The sequence below is a fragment of the Microcoleus sp. genome (assembly GCF_049646505.1).
Lineage (GTDB): Bacteria > Cyanobacteriota > Cyanobacteriia > Cyanobacteriales > Microcoleaceae > Microcoleus.
On sequence record NZ_JBARVX010000057.1, the window covers coordinates 1 to 22,665 of the forward strand.

21 protein-coding genes are annotated in these 22,665 nt (G+C 44.9%); 5 read left to right on the forward strand and 16 right to left on the reverse strand.

What is annotated here, in order from left to right; all coding sequences use genetic code 11:
* The 5 genes from WBA89_RS02975 to WBA89_RS02995 all read right to left on the reverse strand — a co-directional run.
* Window positions 1–603: glycosyltransferase (locus tag WBA89_RS02975; protein WP_424403941.1), on the reverse strand; the 603-nt coding region annotated here is incomplete at its 3' end.
* A gap of 162 nt (window positions 604–765) precedes the next feature.
* Complete coding sequence (locus tag WBA89_RS02980; protein ID WP_424403943.1) at window positions 766–1,203, reverse strand: ATP-binding protein; 438 nt, start codon at window positions 1,201–1,203, stop codon at window positions 766–768.
* A 536-nt stretch (window positions 1,204–1,739) separates the two neighbouring features.
* The gene (locus WBA89_RS02985; protein ID WP_424403945.1) at window positions 1,740–2,741 is read right to left on the reverse strand and encodes a sugar transferase; all 1,002 of its coding nucleotides are present in this window, start codon (window positions 2,739–2,741) and stop codon (window positions 1,740–1,742) included.
* 636 nt (window positions 2,742–3,377) lie between these two features.
* Window positions 3,378–4,046: a DUF3318 domain-containing protein gene (locus WBA89_RS02990; RefSeq protein ID WP_194063530.1), complete on the reverse strand. Its 669-nt coding sequence runs from the start codon at window positions 4,044–4,046 to the stop codon at window positions 3,378–3,380.
* 501 nt (window positions 4,047–4,547) lie between these two features.
* Complete coding sequence (locus WBA89_RS02995; RefSeq protein WP_424403975.1) at window positions 4,548–4,733, reverse strand: glycosyltransferase; 186 nt, start codon at window positions 4,731–4,733, stop codon at window positions 4,548–4,550.
* A 258-nt stretch (window positions 4,734–4,991) separates the two neighbouring features.
* Here WBA89_RS02995 and WBA89_RS03000 point away from each other — a divergent pair, with 258 nt between their 5' ends.
* Window positions 4,992–5,918, forward strand: coding sequence for a polysaccharide deacetylase family protein (locus WBA89_RS03000; protein ID WP_424403948.1), 927 nt, complete (start codon window positions 4,992–4,994; stop codon window positions 5,916–5,918).
* A gap of 76 nt (window positions 5,919–5,994) precedes the next feature.
* Window positions 5,995–7,440: a DUF5009 domain-containing protein gene (locus tag WBA89_RS03005; RefSeq protein WP_424403950.1), complete on the forward strand. Its 1,446-nt coding sequence runs from the start codon at window positions 5,995–5,997 to the stop codon at window positions 7,438–7,440.
* 5 nt (window positions 7,441–7,445) lie between these two features.
* On the opposite strand, the gene WBA89_RS03010 is transcribed toward WBA89_RS03005, so the two are convergent.
* Together WBA89_RS03010 and WBA89_RS03015 are read right to left on the reverse strand one after the other, a co-directional pair.
* On the reverse strand, window positions 7,446–8,075 hold the full coding sequence (locus tag WBA89_RS03010; RefSeq protein ID WP_424403952.1) for a retropepsin-like domain-containing protein: 630 nt from the start codon (window positions 8,073–8,075) through the stop codon (window positions 7,446–7,448).
* Between the two features lie 57 nt (window positions 8,076–8,132).
* Window positions 8,133–9,191 carry a hypothetical protein gene (locus WBA89_RS03015; protein ID WP_424403954.1) on the reverse strand — a complete coding sequence of 353 codons (1,059 nt, stop codon included), beginning with the start codon at window positions 9,189–9,191 and terminating at the stop codon, window positions 8,133–8,135.
* Window positions 9,192–9,302: 111 nt separating this feature from the next.
* On the opposite strand from WBA89_RS03015, the gene WBA89_RS03020 reads away from it, so the two are divergent.
* Entirely contained in the window at window positions 9,303–10,250 is a 948-nt protein-coding gene (locus tag WBA89_RS03020) for a hypothetical protein (RefSeq protein ID WP_424403956.1), read from the forward strand.
* Between the two features lie 134 nt (window positions 10,251–10,384).
* Here WBA89_RS03020 and WBA89_RS03025 read toward each other — a convergent pair whose 3' ends face one another.
* The 9 genes from WBA89_RS03025 to WBA89_RS03065 all read right to left on the reverse strand — a co-directional run bounded on the left by WBA89_RS03025 (window position 10,385) and on the right by WBA89_RS03065 (window position 19,698).
* Window positions 10,385–10,738, reverse strand: a complete 354-nt coding sequence (locus WBA89_RS03025; protein ID WP_424403958.1) for a type II toxin-antitoxin system HicB family antitoxin — start codon at window positions 10,736–10,738, stop codon at window positions 10,385–10,387.
* A complete protein-coding gene (locus tag WBA89_RS03030) occupies window positions 10,722–10,925 on the reverse strand; it encodes a type II toxin-antitoxin system HicA family toxin (RefSeq protein ID WP_041623453.1) in 204 nt (67 codons plus the stop codon). The genes WBA89_RS03025 and WBA89_RS03030 overlap by 17 nt, the downstream gene beginning before the upstream one ends.
* Window positions 10,926–11,011: 86 nt before the next feature.
* On the reverse strand, window positions 11,012–12,739 hold the full coding sequence (locus WBA89_RS03035) for a DNA methyltransferase (protein ID WP_333087321.1): 1,728 nt from the start codon (window positions 12,737–12,739) through the stop codon (window positions 11,012–11,014).
* Window positions 12,740–12,812: 73 nt separating this feature from the next.
* Window positions 12,813–14,222, reverse strand: a complete 1,410-nt coding sequence (locus WBA89_RS03040) for a ferredoxin:protochlorophyllide reductase (ATP-dependent) subunit N (RefSeq protein ID WP_424403961.1) — start codon at window positions 14,220–14,222, stop codon at window positions 12,813–12,815.
* Between the two features lie 29 nt (window positions 14,223–14,251).
* The gene (locus WBA89_RS03045) at window positions 14,252–14,485 is read right to left on the reverse strand and encodes a hypothetical protein (RefSeq protein WP_424403963.1); all 234 of its coding nucleotides are present in this window, start codon (window positions 14,483–14,485) and stop codon (window positions 14,252–14,254) included.
* Window positions 14,486–14,683: 198 nt separating this feature from the next.
* On the reverse strand, window positions 14,684–15,802 hold the full coding sequence (locus WBA89_RS03050) for a DUF5331 domain-containing protein (protein ID WP_424403965.1): 1,119 nt from the start codon (window positions 15,800–15,802) through the stop codon (window positions 14,684–14,686).
* A 34-nt stretch (window positions 15,803–15,836) separates the two neighbouring features.
* The gene (gene bchL / locus WBA89_RS03055; protein ID WP_194065940.1) at window positions 15,837–16,703 is read right to left on the reverse strand and encodes a ferredoxin:protochlorophyllide reductase (ATP-dependent) iron-sulfur ATP-binding protein; all 867 of its coding nucleotides are present in this window, start codon (window positions 16,701–16,703) and stop codon (window positions 15,837–15,839) included.
* A 726-nt stretch (window positions 16,704–17,429) separates the two neighbouring features.
* Window positions 17,430–17,576, reverse strand: coding sequence for a hypothetical protein (locus WBA89_RS03060; protein ID WP_424403967.1), 147 nt, complete (start codon window positions 17,574–17,576; stop codon window positions 17,430–17,432).
* The gene (locus WBA89_RS03065) at window positions 17,542–19,698 is read right to left on the reverse strand and encodes a CBS domain-containing protein (RefSeq protein ID WP_424403969.1); all 2,157 of its coding nucleotides are present in this window, start codon (window positions 19,696–19,698) and stop codon (window positions 17,542–17,544) included. The genes WBA89_RS03060 and WBA89_RS03065 overlap by 35 nt, the downstream gene beginning before the upstream one ends.
* Before the next feature lie 50 nt (window positions 19,699–19,748).
* Here WBA89_RS03065 and WBA89_RS03070 point away from each other — a divergent pair, with 50 nt between their 5' ends.
* Both WBA89_RS03070 and WBA89_RS03075 read left to right on the forward strand, forming a co-directional pair.
* A complete protein-coding gene (locus WBA89_RS03070) occupies window positions 19,749–19,943 on the forward strand; it encodes a hypothetical protein (RefSeq protein WP_424403971.1) in 195 nt (64 codons plus the stop codon).
* A 36-nt stretch (window positions 19,944–19,979) separates the two neighbouring features.
* Complete coding sequence (locus WBA89_RS03075) at window positions 19,980–22,559, forward strand: PhoD-like phosphatase (protein WP_424403973.1); 2,580 nt, start codon at window positions 19,980–19,982, stop codon at window positions 22,557–22,559.
* Window positions 22,560–22,665 lie beyond the last annotated feature (106 nt).

Genomic DNA, 22,665 nt, shown 5'->3' on the forward strand with positions numbered 1-22,665 from the left:
ATTGGGAAGGCAAACTATTTTTTCTGGGGGTACTCCCTGAGAGTGCAATTTGCTGACAAAGCCGCTGTCGATGACGCTGACTTGGCTGGCTGTGCTGTAGGCAAATTTTTCTAAGGCGTCAGCAATCTTAATTAGCAGTCCGTTTTTTTTGACCAAGCCGACGCGCACGGCTGCTTCTGAGACTATATCCTGTACGTTGAGGACGATCGGACAAGCGCGACTCCACCCGTAGAGGGCAACAGGGACGCAAATCGGTAAAGGGGGCATTGTCGAGAAAATTACGTCGGGACGCCAGCCTCTGAAGGCTTGGACGGCGCTGGAGACGACAAAACTACCGTCTAGTAAAAGTCGGTCTAGGAGGCTGGGATGGGGGCCGTTGACGCGCAGGTAGCTGCGCTGAATTGTGACGCCTTTGTGTTCTTCGGTGAGGTAAAATTTGCCCTGATATTGCGGATAAATCCGGCGCTGGGGATAGTTGGGCATTCCGGTGATGACTCGGACTTGGTGGCCGCGCTTGACTAGGCCTTGCGCTAGTTCTGTCATCAGGGGGGCAATGCCGATCGGCTCTGGATAGTAGTTATAGGAATAAATTAGAATACGCATAATATTTATTTTGCAGCAAATTGTCCTGCCGCGACGCGAGCCTACACCCGGTGAGTTGCAGAGGATGTGGTTGGGTTCCGGGTAGCACAACAGGGGGCGGTGCTGGAACCTTCCACTTTTTGCAAAAGAAGCCGCTCTGAATTGGGCGGGCCGCAAGCGCTTTCAGGTAAGGTTTTTTCGCATTACCAAGCAGTTGCGGCGATCGTCGGTACGGATATAACGAAGATCGTCTGTGAGCTTGTACATGAAAACCAGTCCCCTTTCTCCTTCTCTGTCTAAGGGATCGCGCTGCTCTTGCATGATTGAGTGCAGCTTGGCTTCCAGGTTGAAGGGTTGACCCCTGTCCCAAATCCTAATTTCTAAGTAATCGGCAAACACTTTTACCTCAATGTCGATCGGCGTCGCGGAGGGCAAGTTCTGGTGAGCGTGGCGGACAGCGTTTGTAAAGCCTTCGTTGACGATCAGCCGGCACTGCCACCAGAAATCCGCCGGCAGCAGCGGCAAAACTATATTCTCCAACCATTCCAAAACGGATGTTAAAGCATTCAGGTCTGTTTCAACCTGAATGTGGGACTCCGCCTTTGATTGCTTGTCTTTCATCTTTTTTCCCCCTGGTCGGCCCCCACCAGCGCTATACTCAGCACCGGAGAGAGAGGAAAAGGAGGGCTCTGTCTTGGCAACATATTAGTTAAGTCAAGCTTGAGTTGAAGAAGCTCGTTTTGCCTCAAGGTGAGCATTCCTTTCGCACCATTTACTCGCACAGAAAATGAGAGACTTGCGATACTGTAACCCGCCTCGCCAAGGCGTTTAAATCGGAAAAATTTCAGAGTCAGCCTGCGACGAGTGATTTGAGCTTCCACTGTGTTAGGAGTCGGTATTTTTCTAAACATACGTGAGTTTTTGTCGTCTTCAAAAACCGTGCTGGCGTAATTCGAGTACGACAAGAACTGGTACATTGCTCATTCATACTCGGATCGCAGAGCTGGCAATTAGCTGCAAATTTTCTGTGTGAATTTTAACACTTAACGCTAACGTAGCGATCGCCACCGCTCCGGCCTAACTAACCATTGAGTTCGAGTTCTGGGTGTCGATCGGCAACAGCACCAGAGAGTTCAGCAATGGGTTGTTGGGGACTCCTACACAGCGCCGCTATTTTTGTTAAATAGAACCGTTATGGTTTTCACAATTAGTTTCAAGTCATACATTAGGCTCCAGTTTTCTTGGTATTTTAAATCTAAACGGATGACATCTTCAAAGTCGCGAACTTTAGACCGACCGTTGACTTGCCACTCGCCAGTCATCCCTGGCTTGACATCCAAACGCTGCCACTGAGGGACTTCGTAGCGTTCAACTTCGTCGGGGGTAGGAGGTCTGGTCCCGACTAGACTCATTTCGCCTTTGAGTACGTTCCAAAACTGCGGCAGTTCGTCGAGACTGGTTTTACGCAAGATGCGCCCGACTTTGGTAATCCGCGGGTCGTTGTCATTTTTGAAAAATGCGCCCGAAGCTTGGTTTTGAATTTGGTCTTTCATAGCTTCGGCGTTGGTACACATCGATCGAAATTTCCAAATCTGAAATTTTTGCCCCATCCAGCCGCAGCGGGTTTGTGCAAAAAATATCGGGCCCGGATTGTCGATGGTGATGGCGGCGGCGATGGGTACGAGCAAAATTCCTGTAATCACCAAACCGACGATTGCCCCAACGATATCTATCAGCCGTTTCACCAACGATTGCACTGAGGGGTGCGTCATCGGTAGGTGATTGTCCGACGGGTTGGTCTCTCTGGGAGTTGAGGTTGCAGAAGGCTGCTCGATCGTCAGCACTTGATCTAGGCTGGTGAGAGCAAATACTGCCATCACCTGCGGCTTGAGGCTCCGGAGCACCAAGTCGCTGCCGCGCTGTTTGGCAAATTTGAGATTGCTGACTAAAGCACCAATTCCGCTACTGTCGATAAATGTCGTGTGACTGAAGTCTAGAACAATTTTGCTGGGAACCGTGCTTCCAGAGAAAAGTTGCTGGCAAGTTGTTTTGAAGTTTACGGCTTCAAGTACGCTCAAGCGCACGGGTATGTGAACCGAGGGAATCTCGTCCAAGTACGTAACCCGAAAATCTTCTGCCTCTGGGGTGTGACTGACCATGAAGTCCTAGTTTCAAATTTCAAGCTGATGTCTTTAGCTTATTCTGTCCTAGCATCTCGATCTTTACCAAATTTTATTGTTAAGTAAAATAGCTTTATAAAAACTTTACAAAAAAGCGTGAAAACTTTGCTGTCTCGCGCGATCTTAAAGGTAAGAGTAGACTTAAGTCTACCAGTCATATCAATTCCGGTTGCACCGTCAGGTGATTGTTGAGAGTTGAGAGTTGACTGCTGACTGCTGAGTGTTGACTCGATTTTATTATTCCGATGCAACCGGAAACGAGATCGTTCGATTTTAGATTTTAGATTTTGGATTGAGCCCACGGATAAATTCGGGGGCTTGAGGATTTTAGATTTTTGATTGATTCCACGGATCGATCGCGTGGCGGGTACCATTAATAAATTCGCTTGTCAAAGTTTAGGACTACCGATTTTTGAGCGCAGCGGCTGGCAAACTTTCAACAGGAATCAAGATTTTTTGTCAATCTGAATTGATTAATCTTGCGGTTAAGAATTCAGATGCGTGTTTTGTAGGGGATATGCGCCGCCTTTAACGGTTAACAGCTAACAGTTAACTGGGAAGTCAACCGTTAACCGTTAACTGAAAAATCCCTGCACCAAACGTCGAGAAATAAGGTTAAGAATTGTAGACGTTTTCTGACTGGGAGGTTTCGCGGGTGATGGGTTTGACTTTGGCTTTGGCTTTGGCTGCGTTGCGTTTGAGCGCCTGAAGACGAGCTTCGTATTTAGCCCGCTGCTGTTTTTTGGAAGTTTGCTCGATTAAGGTTTTTAAGGCGCTGCCGAGGCTTTTGTAGGCGTTTGGGAGAGTGTAGCCGAAGCGGGTGGCGAGGGTGAGGGCTTTTTCGTCCGCGTCTACTGCTTCTTTTAGACTTTTCTCTCCGTTGTTTTTTTGGTAAAGCCTCCAGCCGGAGACGCCGCAGAGGGATAGGGCCAACAGCAGCAGCAAGCCGTCTTGCACCCAAAGTTCGCCGACTGCGCCGCCCAAACCAATCGCGAGGGCTGCCATTTCCCAACCGTCTCTGGGGATGGTGTCGTTTTGGATTCTGGCGACTTCGTGCCAAAATAGGAGGTTGCGCTGATCCATTGCTAGCTGTTCCCAGCGGAGCAGGTCTATTTGGATTTCTACTTGGTCTTTGCCTATTTCTTCGCTGCGGATCAGGGTGGGATTAACTTCTATTGTTTTTTCTACTGTTACCCAACTTTGGAGTTCTGGGGGCAGTATATTTTTCAAGCGCCGGATCTCACTCATCTCGGCTCTTGCTGTAGAGGTTGCATAGGATGTCATAGCTCCGGCCTATTGATTTTCCAAAGGTTAATATGTGTCTATTTCTGGAGTATAGCAAACCTTGAATCAAAATTTTGTCTGGCAGCGGGGGCGATCGACCTTTTGGCAATTTTACTTAATTTTACTTTCTTGAGGGGCGATCGCAACTGCCTGCTACATCCTTAACTTTCGACTACTCGATCAAAGGTTGGATTTCTGGTCGCAATTTCGACCTAGCAGCCAAAACATCAGGCTGAGAAGTTATCCTTTTTTTTGCTAAAAATAGCACTTCTGCATCGAAGGAGAAGCCTTTCAACAGTTTATAGTTGAAAGTATCAAATTTTTCTAATTTTTCTACTAAGGGTTGGAGGCGTTCGAGGGAGTATGCTCAGTCGCCATTCATGAAAAAATGCAGCCTGCGTCTAAATCTTTACATCATTTTTTGAACGCATATTCTTTGCCTTGACGCTGGCTGTAAGAAATTAGTTTAATGTGATGTGTGGGGAAAGCTTTTAGTTTATTTTAGATGATTTTTCGGGTATTGCCGGTCGAGCCGTCGTTAACAATGATAAAATTATAACCGTGATTTTTTTGAGAAAATTCTAAAATTTTGTCACAGGTTTGCTCTATGCAGTTTGCTTTGTTGTAAACAGGCTTAATTACTGCGATTTTCGTGATTGTTGTTCGATCGGGCGATCGCTGAAATATGCTACCACCTAGAGCGGGAAATCACAAGTAAAAAATTACAGGTAAAACTTCGGGTAAGAAATAAGCACGGTCAACTTTGGGCGCTAGTTGCATGAAAAGTGCGATCGACCTAACCTAAATTGTATCATGCTAAACTTGACCTAGCTCATCTTTACGGAAGACAAGGGCGATCGACAATCCAAATCCTCCCAGCACCCGGACTGAAAAAACCCTCATACTACCGCCAGAACCCTTTACCTCAAGAGGTTGTAATTGTCAATGGTAAATTATTTAGTTAACAAATGGCCGGAGTATTTTCAGCCCGGTAATACGCTCCGCAAAAAACGCATTATTAGCTTTTTACTAGCATTCCTCCTAACATTCATCACTTATCAAGCAATCTTAGAAATCGTCACAGTAGAAATTCCGATTTTTGGCTTTCACGATATTGTAAACCTTCAGAATCCCCAGGAAATACCGCCACAGCGGCGAAATTTTCCCGGCGACTACAGCCAGCAAGATTTGGAACCTTTTTTAGAAGATTTAGTCATTCACAACTATTGGTTTTTGTCAACCCAAGAGCTGTACGAATATTTCATCGCCAATCCCAGAAAACCGGTGCCGAGCGAATATCGCGAGCGCAAAAAAGTTATGATTACCTTTGACGATGGAAACAAAAGCATTTATACCCACTTACTGCCGATTTTAGAAAAGCTTGAAAATAAATATGGTAAAAAAACTAAAGTAGTTGTATTTGTCAACTCTGGCTTCTTGGGCCGTCAAAACTCCCTCATCAAAAAAGTAACTTGTCAAAATTTGAGAGACGGAATGCAGCAAGGTTATTATGATATTCAATCCCACGGGCTGAATCACGAAAACCTCACAAAAATTTCTATAAAAGCATTAAACAGAGAATTATCTCAAGACCAAATTAGACTGAGGAAATGCACCCAAGACTTAGACCAAAATCGCACAGTCGCCTCGCACATAGCCTACCCGTTTGGCGCTGTCAACAAACAAGTTGAAAAATACGTCGCCCAATATTTCTCATCAGGATACTTGTACGACAGTTCAAAATTAAAACTGCGCTTTTTTCCACCCAATAAATACCGAATTTCGAGATTGACAGTGAACAAAAAATACTCAACAAAAAGACTCAGCAGCTTAGCTTCAGGAAGTTGGCTGCACAAATTAATTGGCAAGTAAAATTTGGTAACTATACAGCATTCAAAACAAATCGGTAAGTGCATTGGAATACACAACATCAGAGTCACAAAACACGGTGAAAAACGAAAAGCTTTTTGCAGTTGCTGCGGTTTCCCAACGCGCCGACGCGCTGGATGCGCTGCGCGGAATAGCAGTTTTAGCAATGGTTTTATCAGGTACAATAGCCCGCAAAACATTGCCGGCGTGGATGTATCACGCCCAACTCCCTCCACCAGACCACATTTTTAATAACAAACTAGCAGGATTAACCTGGGTGGATTTAGTTTTCCCCTTTTTTCTGTTTGCAATGGGTGCCGCAATCCCCCTAGCTTTGTCGCGCCGCATCGCCAAGGGATGGGATACAAAAAAAATAATTTTATTTATTTTGCAAAGAGGCTGTTTATTGGCATTTTTTGCAATATTTCTCCAGCACATTCGCCCGACTGTAATTAGCCCGGAGGAAGCAAGCAGATTAAAGTGGTGGCTGGGATTGTGCGGATTTTTCCTATTATTTTTGATGTACGTTCGCTGGCCTCAAAAGTGGTCTGCACGGCTGCGTAGGGGGTTGACTCTGGCTGCTTGGAGTGCGGGAATAGTCTTCGTATCTCACATCAAATATCCCAGCGGTGTAGGATTTTCAGTTGACCGCAGCGACATCATCTTAATGGTACTTGCAAATATGGCCGTTTTTGGCTCGCTAATTTGGCTGTTTACTCGTTCAAATCTGTGGCTGCGAGTAGGAATTTTGGGCCTGTTGTTAGCGGCGCGACTGTCTTCTCCTGCTGACGGTTGGGTTAACTTAGTTTGGTCGTCCTCTCCTGCACCTTGGCTGTTTCAATTTGATTATTTGAAGTATTTGTTTGTGGTGATTCCGGGTACTGTTGTCGGGGATTTACTGAATCGGTGGATAGAGTATTCTTCGCCGGCAGAGTCGAGTTATGCGAAGTGGAAGAATTGGCGCTATTTTAGCATTCTGGTTTTGATGTTGGCGATTGATTTAATCTTGTTAATTGGACTGCAAGCTAGATGGGTGTGGCAGACTTCGTTAGTGACGCTGATGCTGTGTTTGTGCGGTTGGCTTTTGTTGAAAAAACCCGGAAACGTCACGGAAAATTTATTGAACCAGCTTTACAAATGGGGGTTTTATTGGCTGGTTTTGGGTTTACTGTTTGAGTCTTATCAAGGGGGAATCAAGAAAGATTCAGCGACGATGAGTTACTTTTTTGTAACGGCGGGAATGGCGATTTTTTTGTTGAGTGGGTTGACTGTAATTATCGACGTGTTTCAGAAGAGATGGTTTTTGCAGTTGTTTATTGATAACGGGGTGAATCCGATGATTGGTTATGCGGGATTTGCGAATATTATCTGGCCAATTCTGGTTTTAACAAAATGGGAACCGGTGATTGTTGAGATGACTTCAAGCAATCCGTTTATGGGGTTTTTGAGGGGTTTTGGATATACGGCGATTTTGGCGTTAATTGTGATGGGGTTTACCAGGTTGAAGCTATTTTTGAGAACGTGAGATAATTAAAGGGCGAGAACATCTTCACGTTTGGTAAATATAATTTCCTCATCGGCTTGCCTAAATTCAATATTAAACTTATCAAACACAACTTCTCGCCCTAAAAGCATGACATCTGCTGTATTATTTTGTATCCAAGCAGTAGGAACCATCAAATTATGTCCGTCAATAGTCATTTCAATCTGTCGCAAAACATACTCGACGGTTCCGCCGATGGTTTGACCTCTTGATATGTGTTCTCCATCGGCTAAAGCATATCCCAAATCTTGACCTGCTTTCAATGAGATTATACTAAAATCTGCTCCTGAATCTACGACCATAGTAGCATTGATTGCTAAATCTTTATGCTTGAGATTTACTTGATAGGTAGGCGACCACTCATGGGTGCTCACCGTGCGGAAATAAATCGGTAAAATCACAATAGAGGCTGTAAAACCAGGAACCAAGTAAATAGAAAAAATCTCTCCTGATGATTGTGCTAAATCTAAAACTTCGCGCAGGTTTTCACTATTCGCGATTGTGCCTTTAGCATTGTAAGCAACATATTGATGGGCATACTGTTGCAGGTGCTGGCGATTGCGGTTTAACCATTTTAGCATTTCCCGCATTTCGCTTCGAGAAGGTGTTTTGTTCATAGATTATGCTGTTTTTAACTATGAATATTTGCCTGCGGGATATCGGAGATTAGGCATTTATGAAACTGACTTGAGAATGCCGCTTTCTAGCTGATAAATTGCTGCCATAATTCCAGTTTCAGGATTGGTAAGCAGGGATTTTTTGACATCTTTCAAGTATTCTACAATGTGTTCCCGCAAAATCGGTCTTTCTACTGTGACTGTGTGATTGTAATCCCACAAATCCCAGATGATTATGCCGATGCCGACAATCGGGTCGATTAAACCTACTCCCAACTGACTCGCAACCGTACCGCCTGTTTTTGTTGCCATTTTGGCTGCGGCTTTGCTGGCAACTTTTGCGGTAACTTTGCTGCCAATTTTTGCAGCCATTCCTAATATTAAGGGTTTAGCAATTAAGTAACCGCTGCCGCCAACTAATACTTTTAATGATAAATTAGAAATGTTTCCTTGGTCATTAATTGTGGTGGCAATATCGTTAAGATATTTGTCCCAATGTACCTGCGGTATGTTATAGTTATTTTGAACTACTTTTACATTTTTGCTGACTTCGGCTATGTACAAGTTAGCAGTATCTTGAGTGATCAATTGAAATCGCATTTGAGCGTTTTTGGGAACCAGCACGCGGTTAGCAAATTCTCTTTGGAAGTCTTCGGTTAATTTTTCAGCAACAGATTGAGATGCTGCTGTCATGTCAAATTTGTTGAATACGGCGGATTTGACGAAAGTGAAAGGGACTGTAAACTCCATCTTTTTTTGATTGAAGTAATCGAAGTACCAATCGAGGAAGTTGTTGTCTACTCGTGCAATTACTTCGGTTTCCCATTTGTCCAATTCTTTTGATGCAAAAGCTTCGGCTGTTGTATGGGATTGTTGGATGGCGTTTTTGATGTCTTGGTTGACTTTGCTGAAGTCGTGGGGCGGGGAGACGACAACGGCTGTGGTTGCAGTATTTGTTAGGGACTGAGATATGAGAAAGTTACCTAATAGGGGAATGATGACTACTAGAATGACAACTGTCCAAACCATCGGTGTCACGGTTTTGATAAACTGAGCGAGCACCTTGAGGCGTTCTGTTTTTTCTGAATAGCTGATTTTTTCGTTTTCTCGACTCATGGCGGTTCTGCAAGTGATGAGAATGGGGGCTAGTTTTGATTATAGGCGGCGTTTTGGGCGATCGACCTACGGGTGTGGTTTAAGATTCTAGAATAGTGGAGGGGAAAGCGCGTGAAGCGCAGCTATCCGACACAAAATCGCCAGTTTTTAATTCTTGACTGCATAGCAATTAAAGTGGTACTATTTTTGAATATATTTCAAGCTGTCAATATGACTTCAGATCCTTTTATCCGCAAGCTAGCAGCCATAAATCAAGCTTTATCTTCCCTGTCAGCAGAAACCTGCACGGCGCCCGGATGCAATCAAGCAGTTTCAAAACCCGGTCACAAATTATGCTACGAACATTGGAAAGCTAACAACGCTCAACCCGTGTCAGCGCCCAAACCTAAACCCCAACAACCCTCTTCTCCCTCACTTCTGTCCGCTACCAGCATCAGCGATAAATTAGAAATATCAAAGCACAAAGTTAACCCAATTTTAGCAGAGTTAGGATTAGTAAACAAAGAGCGCAACGGCTGGGTAGCAACTAAGCGGGGGATGGGTTTTGGGGCGGTGCAAAAAACTTACCCTCAAGACAACACTCCTTATGTGCTTTGGCCAGAATCTATACTGACAAATCAAGTTTTTCTGGCGACTCTTGAGAGTTTTAAAGGTGAAAATTCAGAACAGAGCAAAACAGAAGTCAACACAAAGCTAGGGTTCCGCGAGAAGTTTCGGGCGAGTGCACAGCATCGAACAACCGACGGTCATTTTGTGCGGTCTAAAGCTGAAGTTTTGATTGATAATTGGCTCTATATGGCGGAGCTCGTTCACGCCTATGAACGCCGACTACCCATAGAGGAAGAAGCTTACTGTGACTTTTATATTCCTGGGGGAAAGGTGTATATTGAATACTGGGGATATGAGAACAACCCGGAGTATGCGTCGCGCAAGAAAGTCAAGCAAGAACTATATCAGAAGTACGAACTAAACCTGATTGAGTTAACAGATGAACATATCAAGAATTTGGATGATTATTTGCCTAGAATGTTATTAAAATTTGGCGTAATTGTAAATTGATTTAAAAGTTCGATCGCATTTTTCATCCGCGTTCATCTGCGTTAATCTACCTTCATCAGCGGTTCATAAAAAAAGAAAAGAGCGATCGCCCTTGAAGCGTGCCTCAAACTTGATAATCCTTATCTGATTATCTTTTAGCCTGCTTTACTTAACACAAGCAGAATATACTGGTCAAGACTAACTCCTTCCCTTTCTGCTTTTTCTGCTAAACTCAAATGTAGAGATTTAGGAATCTGTAACGATAAATTTCCGCTATACTCAACTTCCGTTGTAGGTAAAGGAATCTCATCTTCACACTCATAAGCTGTTTCTATCCATAATTCCCTAGCTTCCTGAATATTCTCCATCGCTTCCGATAAAGTTTCACCCTGAGACATACAGCCAGGAAGGTCTTTGATTATAGCTGTATAACCTTCGGATTCTGGATAAAAACTGATAGGATATTTAAGACTCAAGTAATAGTCTAGAGATTTAAGCTTGACTTTCATCTTCTGATTCATCACTCCATTCCTCCAGTTTTAATAGCACAACAATTTGCTTGACGTATACTCCTTTTACCTTTTTACCACCTTTTTTAGAAACTGTAATTTTTAATCCATCAGCATTTCGGAAAGTATGGTGACTTCCTTTCGATCGCTTTTCTTCAAAGCCAAAAGCTGTTAGAATATAGCACACGATGAACTATTAGTTAATGAGGCGATTGACTTCCTAGAGCAAGTTGTTGAGAGCATACACAAGATTTTGTAACATAGGTTGCTCTCCTAAAATAACTCACCCTGTACTCCCATATCCTGATTTTCCCTTTGCGTCTTCTTAAATGTCAATTCTCCCTGTTTCATATCGAAAAATTCTGGTCTTTTCTGTTTAGTTAATAATTCTTCAATAGTTAAAATTTGAATTTTCGCGTAATCCCTACCATTTCCAGCTTTATAAAATCCTGATGATGCTGCTTCCTTAATCATGGGTTTAGTGGGAGTAGTGAGAGTAACAAATAATCCAATATCAGCCTTATTTGTCTCCATTGTTCCTCGCAAATCTCTAATCATAGATGCGTTAATATTTTTACCTCCTTTGACGCTAACAATAATTTTCTTGACGGCTGTTTTATTCGATTTTTTGATATCAACTACATCTTCAAAAAAGATTAATCCATCTATACCACCATCAGCACCTTTCTTTTTATCTTTGTATGGCTGTGCATTAACGAGAGAACAAGCCCACCATTGAAATTGATAGGGGTCACGTTCAAATAAATCTAATGCTGCATCTAAATCTTTTGGTGTACCTTCTACCTCAAATTCAATCCCAGGAACTAACTTTTGATTTTTATTTTCATCTTGAATAAATTTATCAGGGAAAGCATCTTTTAAGCGTTTTTCTATCAGGGCAATTGCTAAATGAGTAATATCTATTCCAATCCAATTTCTGCCTAAATTTTCGGCGGCGTGTATTGCAGTACCACATCCACAAAAGGGATCAAGTATAATATCACCTTTATTACTACTAGCTTGGATAATTCTTTCTAATAAAGCTAAAGGTTTTTGGGTAGGATAGCCGAGACGTTCTCTAGCTTGTGAAGAGACAGGCTTAATATCACTAATTATGTCTTGTATCTGTGTGCCTGGAGCTTCATCTAAATATCTCTTGCATTGTGGTACTCGCCCTTTAACTGGCCAATAAATTAGATTATTAGCATCGAGAATATCTAGTTTTTCTTGTGTTGATAATGACTTATAAATGCTATTAGTTAAGCTTTCAATTGCCTTTACAGGTAATGCCCAGTGACGACCAACATCCGTAGGGTTAACACCCCGCCAAGGCTTACCAGAATCACCTTTTCTGACACCTGCTGCTGTTAGTGTTACCAGTCGATAACACCCTTTATCATCTTCAAATTTATAGAAGCCTTTAACATAATCTTCATCATAATCTTGATAAACTTGATTCCATGTATAAATTTTGGATTTTGTATATAACAATATAATATCGTGAACTGGCCCCCATCTTTTAGCTCCGCCGTGAGAGCCAGTACGTTTCCAGATAATTTCATTTCTAAATTTATCTGCTCCAAAAACTAAGTCTAAAATCATCTTTAAATAATGACTAGCCGTAGGATCGCAATGTAAATATAAACTACCTGTAGATTTCAAAACCCGATGCAATTCTAATAAGCGAATTGCCATCATTACTAGATAAGCAGAAAGAGAGTTTTTCCCTAACGTCCTCACCAATAAATCTAATAATTCATATAATTCACCTTTCTTATCCCTTAATTGATCCAAAAAATGCTCAGATTCGATACCCCATGTCCAAGTATCTTCAAAAGCAGTTATCTGAGCTTCTGAACGTTCACCAGTAGCATTTTTAAATAGCACATTATAATCAGCCTTAGAATTAAAAGGCGGATCGAGATAGATTAAATCAATAAACTCATCAGATATGTGTTCTCTTAAAACTTGTAAATTGTCACCATAGTAGAGACGTTTCATAATTCACTTAGACTTAATTAATTTTAACAAGAAAAAGGAATGGGGTTATTCTTACTAACCCCATTCTTTTTTACTAAACCTTCGCTTCATTCTTCACCAAATTACCCCAACCCAAATCCTTCAGCGAATTATTCCGGCGCAGCGGGCGAGTCACCAACTCCAAAATATCCCGCGCATTCCCAAAGCCGTGAATTTGAGCAAAAGTAAATTCAACAGACCACTTAGTATTAATTCCCCGCGCTTCCAAAGGATTAGCGTGAGCCATACCAGTAATCACCAAGTCGATGTTTTGCTCGTAAATCCGCTGTAGCTGATTGTAATTGTCCGGTTTTTCGACAATCCGAGGAGTAGGAACTCCCATCTCGTGACAAGTCTTTTCTAACAAAGCCAATTCGGCTGCTTGATAGCGCTTGTCCATGTAAGGAATGCCGATTTCCGGGCAAGTCATGCCGCAGCGAATCAAGAAACGTGCTAAAGAAATTTCTAGCAAGTTGTCGCCCATAAAGAATACTGATTTGCCGCGAATTATTTGCAGGTAATCTTCCAAACCTGCCCAGATTTGCGCTTCTCTTTCGTCTAAACCTTTGGGTTCAATGCCCATAACTGAGCAAATCTTTTCAATCCACGCGCGGGTGCCGTCTGGCCCGATCGGGAATGGAGCACCAATTAGCTTGCACTTACGGCGGCGCATCAGCGTAGAAGCGGTACGGGACAAGAACGGATTCATGCCCGATACATAATAACCTTCTTCCAATACTGGCAATTCAGTGTAGCGCTTGGAAGGCAGCCAGCCGGAAACTTTGATTCCTTGCTTCTTCAATTCTAAGGTTAGCTGAGTGACAACTGGGTCTGGCAAAGATCCGAAAAGTACCAGCGGTGTGTGGTTGACATATTCGGATTCATCGGCTGCAACTTCTTCTTTTTTCTTGCCGAAGTTTAGCAGTTGAGAGATGGCGTTTCTTTCCTGCTTCTGAGATTCTACTACAGGGGCTTTGTCAGGGCATTTAGCGGCCATTGCTGCTAAAACGGTATCTTCCCCTTGGGTAAAGGCGTAATCCAAGCCGTTAGCGCGGGCTGTGACGATGGGAATGCCGATTTCGGCTTCCAGCTTGGGCGCTAAGCCTTCCAAGTCCATTTTGATGATTTCGGTGGTGCAGGTGCCGATCCAGACAATGACGCTGGGGTTGCGATCGCGCTTAATTTGCAAGCACAGCCGCTTCAATTCATCAAAATCGTTTAACTGAGCGGAAATATCGCCTTCTTCCAACTCAGCCATCGCGTAGCGGGGCTCGGCAAAAATCATTACGCCCATTGCGTTTTGCAAGAAATAGCCGCAAGTCTTGGTACCGATGACTAGGAAAAAGCTGTCTTCAATTTTTTGGTAAAGCCAAGCTACGCAGCTAATGGGACAAAATGTGTGATAATTGCCTGTTTCGCATTCAAAGTTTAAAGCTTCGGGTTCGTTAGTAGTAATAGCAGTCATATTTCAAGTGTTCTCCCTTTAAATTGTTTTTAGTCTCGAACTGGACAGGCGCGCGATCGAGTAAATACTTGTTTTGGGCGATCGCATCTGTTGCTGCGGACAAGCATCTGTTGTTTTTCATCTCGAAGGCGAACAGGTGCAGCGGCGAGAAAATATCTGTTTTGGGCGATCGCCGCCAACAATAATAGAAATACCGGCTTTTGGCGTAATTTCTCTGACAAATAAATGCAGCCTACTGAATATTTCTGCAGCAGTCGCAGCATTCAAAATTCAAGCTCAAAAATTATGGGCGAGGGTCTATCATCCCTCACAGCATAGATTTAGTGTTGTTCTACTTGCTAATACAAACAGCCATTTGATAGTTGTGAGTTTGAGTTAATTAAGAATCAACTACTTGCAACTCACAACTGACAAATAGAGCGGGAAAATTCAAAACTACGACAGACTTGGCGATCGCAAACTCACTTAAAATCAGACAAAAAACCCGAAATTTCTTCATCGTCATCATCGGCATCCAAATCACCGAGACCTAGAGCATCTAAGTCATCTTCATCAGGATCTCCGGTAGTTGCTTCCCCCAGATCGTCAAGCCCGAGATCGTCGAGGTCATCGTCATCAGATAAAGAGAAATCGTCAATACCGTCTTCGTCCAAGTCGCCCAGGTCAAGGTCTAGGTCATCTGAGGTCGATGTCCCAAACGGATCGGGTATTTCTTCGGCGACAAAATCTGGATCTTCTTCCCCAAACGGATCGGATATCGCCGATTCGAGGTCCCCAGAAGTCAAAGTCCCAAATTGTGAGGCTTCTTCTTCCTCATCATCGAGGTCGAGACCGCCCAAAGCCGAGGCTTCTTCTTCCTCATCGTCGAGGTCGAGACCGCCCAAAGCCGAGGCTTCTTCTTCCTCATCGTCGCCCATGTCAAAGTCAGATAAGCCGTCTTCCCGATCGTCGCCCATGTCGAAGTCAGAGATAGCTTCTTCCTCATCGCCGCCCATGTCGAAGTCAGAGACATCTTCTTCCTCATCGCCGCCGAGGTCGAAGTCAGAGACAGCTTCTTCCTCAAACTCATCAAAGGATTCCTCCTCGGAGCTCAGTGCATTAGCCGCCGCCAGACCGGCGACTCCGGCGACTCCGGCGACTACTCCGGCTGCTGCTAATCCCGCACCGCCGAATTTATTGGATTTGGCATCAGCGGGTGCAGCAGTTGCTGTTTGAGTTGCTGCGGGTGCAGCAGTTGCTGTTTGAGTTGCTGCGGGTACGGGAGATTTGCCTGCAGTCTGCGGTGCGGTATTTGAGAGCATACCCAGCGCCATGTCTGGGTCAAAATTTAGCCCCAAGACTTCGATCAAGCTGTCTGCATCCGGCTTGAGTTGTGAGAAGGGCAGCATTAATTGCTGGAGTTCGGGCTCGAGGGCAGCCGCAATTCCCAGGATGAGGTAAGAAACGGGCCTTTTCCCGCCGTCGGGAGTGGCTACCGTGTTGTCAGCCGTCATGTGCAGGAGCAGCCAGGCTCGATTTGCCTGGTAGTAGTCCAACCACTTCTGTTTGAGAGCAACTGAAAAAGTATCAAAAAAAGCCATAACCTCTTTATCCCGATCCTGATCGCTAGACCTATTAAACCATCATCAGGTCTAGCTCATCTTCCTCCTTCTTGACCACTGGTTGCACAGGATTTAGATAAAAATCTGACAGCAGCGAGAATAATTCCCGATCGGGCGTGTCGTTGGGCACTACTCCTTCAGGCATTGCCAAAATCTGGTCGGCGATGTTGAGGTAGTAATCGCAGACGTAGTTTAGGGATGGATCGCTTTCGGCCATCTCAAACAATGTTTTACCTTTGACGCGAGAAACGCGGATGTCTTCAATTAGGGGCAGCACTTCCAGCACCGGCATGGGTACGGTGTCTATGTACTTGTCTATCAAGTCGCGCTTGGATGTGCGGTTCCCAATTAAACCGGCGAGTCGCAACGGGTGAGTGCGGGCTTTTTCGCGGACTGAGGCGGCGATGCGGTTGGCTGCGAATAATGCGTCGAAACCGTTGTCGGTGACGATCATGCAGTAGTCGGCGTAGTTCAACGGGGCTGCAAAACCGCCGCACACTACGTCGCCGAGCACGTCGAACAGGATGATGTCGTATTCGTCGAAGGCATTGAGTTCTTTGAGCAGTTTAACGGTCTCTCCGACTACGTAGCCGCCGCAACCAGCTCCTGCGGGGGGGCCGCCTGCTTCTACGCAGTCAACGCCGCCGTAGCCTTTGTAGATGACATCTTCAGGCCAAACGTCTTCGTAGTGGTAGTCCTTTTGCTGAAGGGTGTCGATAATTGTGGGTATTAAAAAGCCTGTGAGGGTAAATGTGCTGTCGTGTTTTGGATCGCAACCGATTTGCAAAACTTTCTTGCCGCGCTTGGCTAGGGCAACGGAGATGTTGCAGCTTGTTGTCGATTTGCCAATTCCACCTTTTCCGTAAACTGCGAGTTTCACTCTTTGTTCTCCTATAGGTTTCTATCAAAACGATCGGGGCTGGGGTTTCGCGCTTTGATGTTGCGATCGCCCAAATGAAATAGCCTTTCCTCCAAGACCCTTACTGCAATGCCATTTTTGTCTTTTTTGGGGTCGGCCGTGTCTTAGCTCGTTGAAAGCATTATTAGCTAACTTGCGAGGAAAAGAAAGGGGGCTGATAAATGAAAATGCTAGTAATTTTATTTATTTTGCATCTTGCAAGAATCTTAGCTGCTTTTTTGATTTACCAATCAATTTTTAGCTTTTTTTTAGATTTTAAATTAATTTTATAATGCTTTTTTTGGTTAAAAAGGAACAAAAACAAAACAAAAATTAACTTCTCCAACAATCTGGGCTTTTGGCTTTGGGGCTCTGATGCGGGCACTTGATGACTTGTACGGCGCGAGGGGAACGCGCACAAAGGCGCTGGTGGATGAGCCAAAGGGGAGAGTGAGTTCGATTAATTGGGTATGGGGATGCCAAAGTTAGACGATTTGAGATTTGGCATTTTTCGATTTGAGATTGGGAAAGATTGATTTTGTTGGGGTTTCTGGTGTTATGTAAAAAATTGTGAATTTTTAGGATTTGGCGCGACGGGCTGGGAGATTTGGCAGATTTGGCAGATTTGGCAGATTTGGGAGATTGCTGGAGAGTGGGAGATGAGGAAAATTTTCCTTCTTCCTCCAAAATCAGACTAATGACTGATGACTAATGACTAAAAACTGCCAACAAACAACTGCCAACTAACCACTGCCAACTGCCAACAAACAACTGCCAACTGCCAACAAACAACTGCCAACTGCCAACTGCCAACTGCCAACTACCAACTGCTGGCGATCGGAATTTCGATCGCAAATTCGGTACCGAGTCCGACTTCGGAAAGGCATTCAAGCCGCCCTCCGTGCTTTTCTACGACTAAGTGGTAGGAAATAGACAGCCCCAAACCCGTACCCTTGCCGACTGGTTTGGTAGTAAAAAACGGATCGAATAATTGGCGGCGAATCTCATCCGGTATGCCCCGCCCGTTGTCAGAAATGCGGATCGCTACAGAATCGCCAACAGCTTCAGTGCGAATTGTAATAGCGGGAACAGTCAATCGAGAACTAGGAATCGATGGCGGTGAATTTTTACCATTTCTCTTCGCCCAATCCCCGTCATGTATTTCTTCATCCAAAGCATCTATCGCATTGCCGAGAATGTTCATAAACACTTGATTCATCTGACCGCCAGAGCACTCGACGCGGGGCAAATCGCCGTATTCCTTAATAATTTGAATTGCTGGATGTCCGCCTTGTGCTTTGAGGCGGTGCTGCAAAATCAATAAAGTGCTGTCGAGTCCCTCGTGAATATCAACGAGTTTGATGCTAGATTGATCCGATCGCGAAAAATTACGCATGGACAAAACTATTTGCCGGATGCGTTCGGTTCCTACTTGCATTGAAGACAGCATCTTAGATAAATCTTCCACCAAAAAATCGATTTCCATCTCTGCTGCTGCTTCCTGAATTTCCGAGACTGGTTCGGGATAGTGTTTCTGGTAAAGATCCAAGAGTTGAATCAATTCTTTGATGTAATGATTGGTGTGAGAAAGATTGCCGTAGATAAAATTAACTGGATTGTTAATTTCGTGGGCGATGCCGGCAATCATTTGTCCCAATGAAGACATTTTTTCGGTTTGGACTAATTGACTTTGAGTTTGCTGCAATTTTCGCACAGTTTCTTCTAATTGCTGGGCTTGATTTTTCAAGCAAGTTTGCTTTGTCCGCAGCACTTCTTCGACTCGCTGGCGCTTAATAATATCTCGTCTCAATAATTCATTTGATTCTAAAAGTTGGGCGGTGCGTTCTTCAACTTGTTTTTTTAAGTCGTCGTGGGCTTGGCGCAGGGCTTCTTGGGCGCGCTGCCTCTCTAAAATTTCTTGCTGCAAAAGTTGGTTGGTTTTTTGCAATTGGGCGGCTCTATCCTCTACTGCTTGCTGCAAAAGCTCGATCGTCCCGTACATTTCAGATTGGTTAAAAACTTGCGGCAAACTTGTCAGAGAGATGACGCCCAAAAGTTCTCCCTGACTGCCAACTACTACCAAACGCCGGACTCCGTGCCGCTGCATTTCCTGGTGGGCCCGGAAGAGGGAATCGGCGGGAGATATGCAAAATAAGGGCGCACTCATCGCCTCAGCGGCGGAAATTTGGGAGAGGTTTAATTCGAGGGCGTGAAACTGCACGATGTCGCGTTCGGTGACAATGCCGACGGGAATAAGGTAATTTTCTATTGGTACGATCGCCCGCTGCGGATGTTGAATCGGTGCTTCGACAATGACGACGCAACTAACTTGATGTTGCACCATTAGCTGGGCTAAATCGAGGGCTGAGGCAGTTTTTGGGGCACAAATGACTTCCTTGGTCATTACATCTTCTGCACAGCGTAAATTCGCGAGCAAGTTGACCGGTTGCAGGGCTTCGTGAATGGCTTCGCGGGTGATCGTGCCCACAAGTCGATCGTCCTCATCCACTACGGGTAAGTGCCGGATTTGGTACTGGCGCAAGGTGAACATAGCTGTGAAGATGTCTTGAGACTCGGATTGTTTGAGGGTAATGGGCGATCGAGTCATGACATCAGCAATTGTCAGTTTGATGGCGCAAGCTTCGACGGTTGTTAGCTTGACGATATCCCTTTCTGTAAAAATGCCGATCGGGCGATTATCCTCCACGACTATGACGCAACTGCGCTTGACCTGGCCCGGAAGAGCTTGTTGTTTTTCGCTGCAAAGCTGACAGGAGACGCGCATCGGGTTCATGAGAGCCAACACTTCGGCGATCGGGGTTTCTGGAGCCACTGTCAGGGGGTGGCGGTCGATCGCCCGATCTAAAGGTGACAAGTAGATCGGGGTGCTGTTGCGCTCTACAGGGGATTCTGATGGTTTAATTGCTTGTTGCGGGACTGAATCTAGGAAATGCTGTAAATGTTCTTCTTGTAGCATGGTGATTATTAATCTTTCTTAATGAATCGTTACAATTTTGCGAGAGCGGGTTGGCAGACTTAGCATTAATTAAGCGGTTTACCCGATCGGCGGATACAAGCCTCCCCTGGCTGCGGTGGAAAGCCCCAAATTTTAGATTGATGTTCGGACTCTTGCGATCGATCTGTGGAGTAAATGGAAAATGGAAAATGGAAAATGGAAAATTGACTTGCGGTCGATCGATCGCCTCACATCTGAATTGCTAGAAAACCCCTAATTTTATTTTGTTTTTTTTGAATCCTATGTCGTGGACACCATTAAATCATCGAATTCATCACTTGCCGCTCATCCTGGCCGGCCCGATTTTGCGCCGCACCCAAACTCAGTCCGTGACAGTTTGGCTGGCTCTGAAAGCGCCCCGCCAAGTCGAACTCAAGGTTTATTCAACGGAGGGCGGCAGCGGCGAAATTGTCGGTGCGCCCTTGCTCCAAGGTGCGAACTCTACCGTGCAGCTCGGCAAGTACCTGCACGTAGTGGCAGTGACTGCCAAACCAATTAACAGCAATGTCTTGACATACGGACAAATTTATGCGTACAACATTGAGTTTTCTGGGGTTGGCGAGTCGCTGTCGGTTGCAGGCCCAGAAAATCAGAAAGAAAATCTCCTTTCTTGTCTGTGGTGTGCTTCCCCTGATTTGTCGGCTTTGGGGCCCGAGACGATCGGTTATTTCGCTCACGGATTGCCGACTTTTGCCCTGCCACCGCAGGATTTAAACTATTTGCGTATCGTTCACGGTTCTTGTCGCAAGCCCCAGGGAGACGGCAGAGATGCGCTGCCAATCTTGGATAATTCGATCGCACAGTTTGCAGGAATAGCAAACTTCCGGCCCCACCAACTGTTTTTAACAGGCGACCAAATTTACGGCGATGATGTTGCCGATCCGATGCTGTGGGCTTTGACAGATGCTGGCGATACGCTTTTGGGCTGGGAAGAAAATTTGCCCCTGATGAATGATGCCCAAATAAAAAAGAATTTGTGTATCAGTATACCTAAAAATTCGCAAAACGAAAATATAGTTGCCAAAGAGAGGGAAATTTTTAGAGAGTCGCCGATTCGGAAACAGTCTAAGGCTGAGTCTGACTGCAAAAAGCCAATTGAGTTAAAGCCGGGGACTCGCAGCGATATTGCCAGAGATTTTGGCGGCTTTACGGCGATGTTGGTGAATAAACCGGATAAAGCGAAAAGTCATTTGTTCGGTTTGGGCGAATATTGCGCGATGTATTTGTTAGTTTGGTCGCCTGTACTTTGGTGTACGAGTTTTCCGAAGGGCAAAGATATTTGTAAAGATTCTCAGCAGGCAAAAGTCTGGGATCGAGAAGTTGTTGAACTTGGGGGTTTTGCTGGCAATTTGTGGAGGGTGAGGCGGGCGCTGGCTAATATTCCGACTTATATGATTTGTGACGATCATGATGTTAGCGATGATTGCTATTTGAATCGGGAGTGGTGTTACCGGGTGCTGGGTAAGCCGCTTGGCCGCCGGGTGGTGCAGAATGCTTTGCTGGCTTATGCTGTGTTTCAGGCTTGGGGAAATACGCCCGCACAGTTCGATCGCGAAAATGTCGGAGATAAGTTATTAAAAGCTGCCGGAAAGTGGTCGAATTCGGCTGGTACCGATGTTGCTGTTTGGGAAGAAGCGGCTTCGTATTTGGGGATTCCGGGGGTTGATATTGAGACTGGTTTGCCGAAGTTAAAGTTAGATGAAGATGTTTTGATTTTGGATCGGGAGGGCGAGGGTGTAAGTGAGGTTTTGAGTTGGCATTTTACTGTGAGAAGTTTTAAGCATGAGGTGATTGTGCTGGATACGCGGACTTGGCGGGGATATCCGACCGAAAGTGCGATCGATCCGCCGATGCTTTTGACTCACAAGGGTTTTGAGGAGCAAATTCAGCAGCCTTTGCGGGAGACTGATTTGCTGAATAAAACTGGGGAATTTGCGATCGAGGCGACGCTGGTAGTTTTACCGACTAATTTGGTGGGTTTGTGGATTATTGATGCGGTGCAAAAGTTGGATGTGAAACAGGGAAAGGTTTTTAATAGTGATGCGGGGGATGCTTGGAATTTTCACGAGTTGGCTTTTGTGAAGCTGTTGTCGGAGTTTTTTAAGCAGCGCGATCGGGTGATTGTTTTGACGGGGGATATTCACTATGCTGCTGCTGTGCGGCTGAGTTATTGGTCTGACAAGCATTTTGGCATTTGTCGCCCGGATGTTGAGTGTTTGTCCCCTGCATCTGAGTTGGATCTAAAATCTCAAAGCGCAGGTAGAAAATATTCTGTGTTGGCGCAGTTAACGGCTAGTGCTTTGATTAATGAAGAGTGGAAAACTCATGTAATTCATACTAAGGTTAAGTCGGTGTTTCCAGAGCGATCGCACGAATGTTTGGGATGGAATGAGCCGCTGGAGTTGGTGAAGATTTCGAGAAAAGGCAGGAAAAAAGCTGTGGCTGCTGCTGTCAGGAATAGGCAATCTTTTCCTGATTGGGGCTATCGAATTGACTGGATGAAACGACAAAGAGCTAGGGTATTTTTGCATCATGAAAATGGTGAGCCGTCAACTAGAACGCACAAAAATAAACAATTGTCGTGGCTGCACAGGTTGTGGAATTTTATAGCGCTGTTGTGGCGCAATCGCTGGCTGCAAGAGGGTGATGAGATTGTGGGATACAGTAATATTGCGATCGTCAGTTTTCAGTGGCCGGCCGAAGGTGATGGAGAGAAGGCGGTGATCCAAAATGTCTATTGGCGGCCGCTTTGGGAGCCTGGTAGTGTGGTTTACAGTCAGTATTTTGTGCCGCTGGGATTGGATGAGACTGCGGTTGATTGATGTGGTGTTTGGTTGATTTATTTTTTTGGATGTGACACAAGAAGAAGAGGAGACGGCAGTGCCGTTTCCCTACCCCCAAAATAATCTATCGATCGCAAAATCCAAC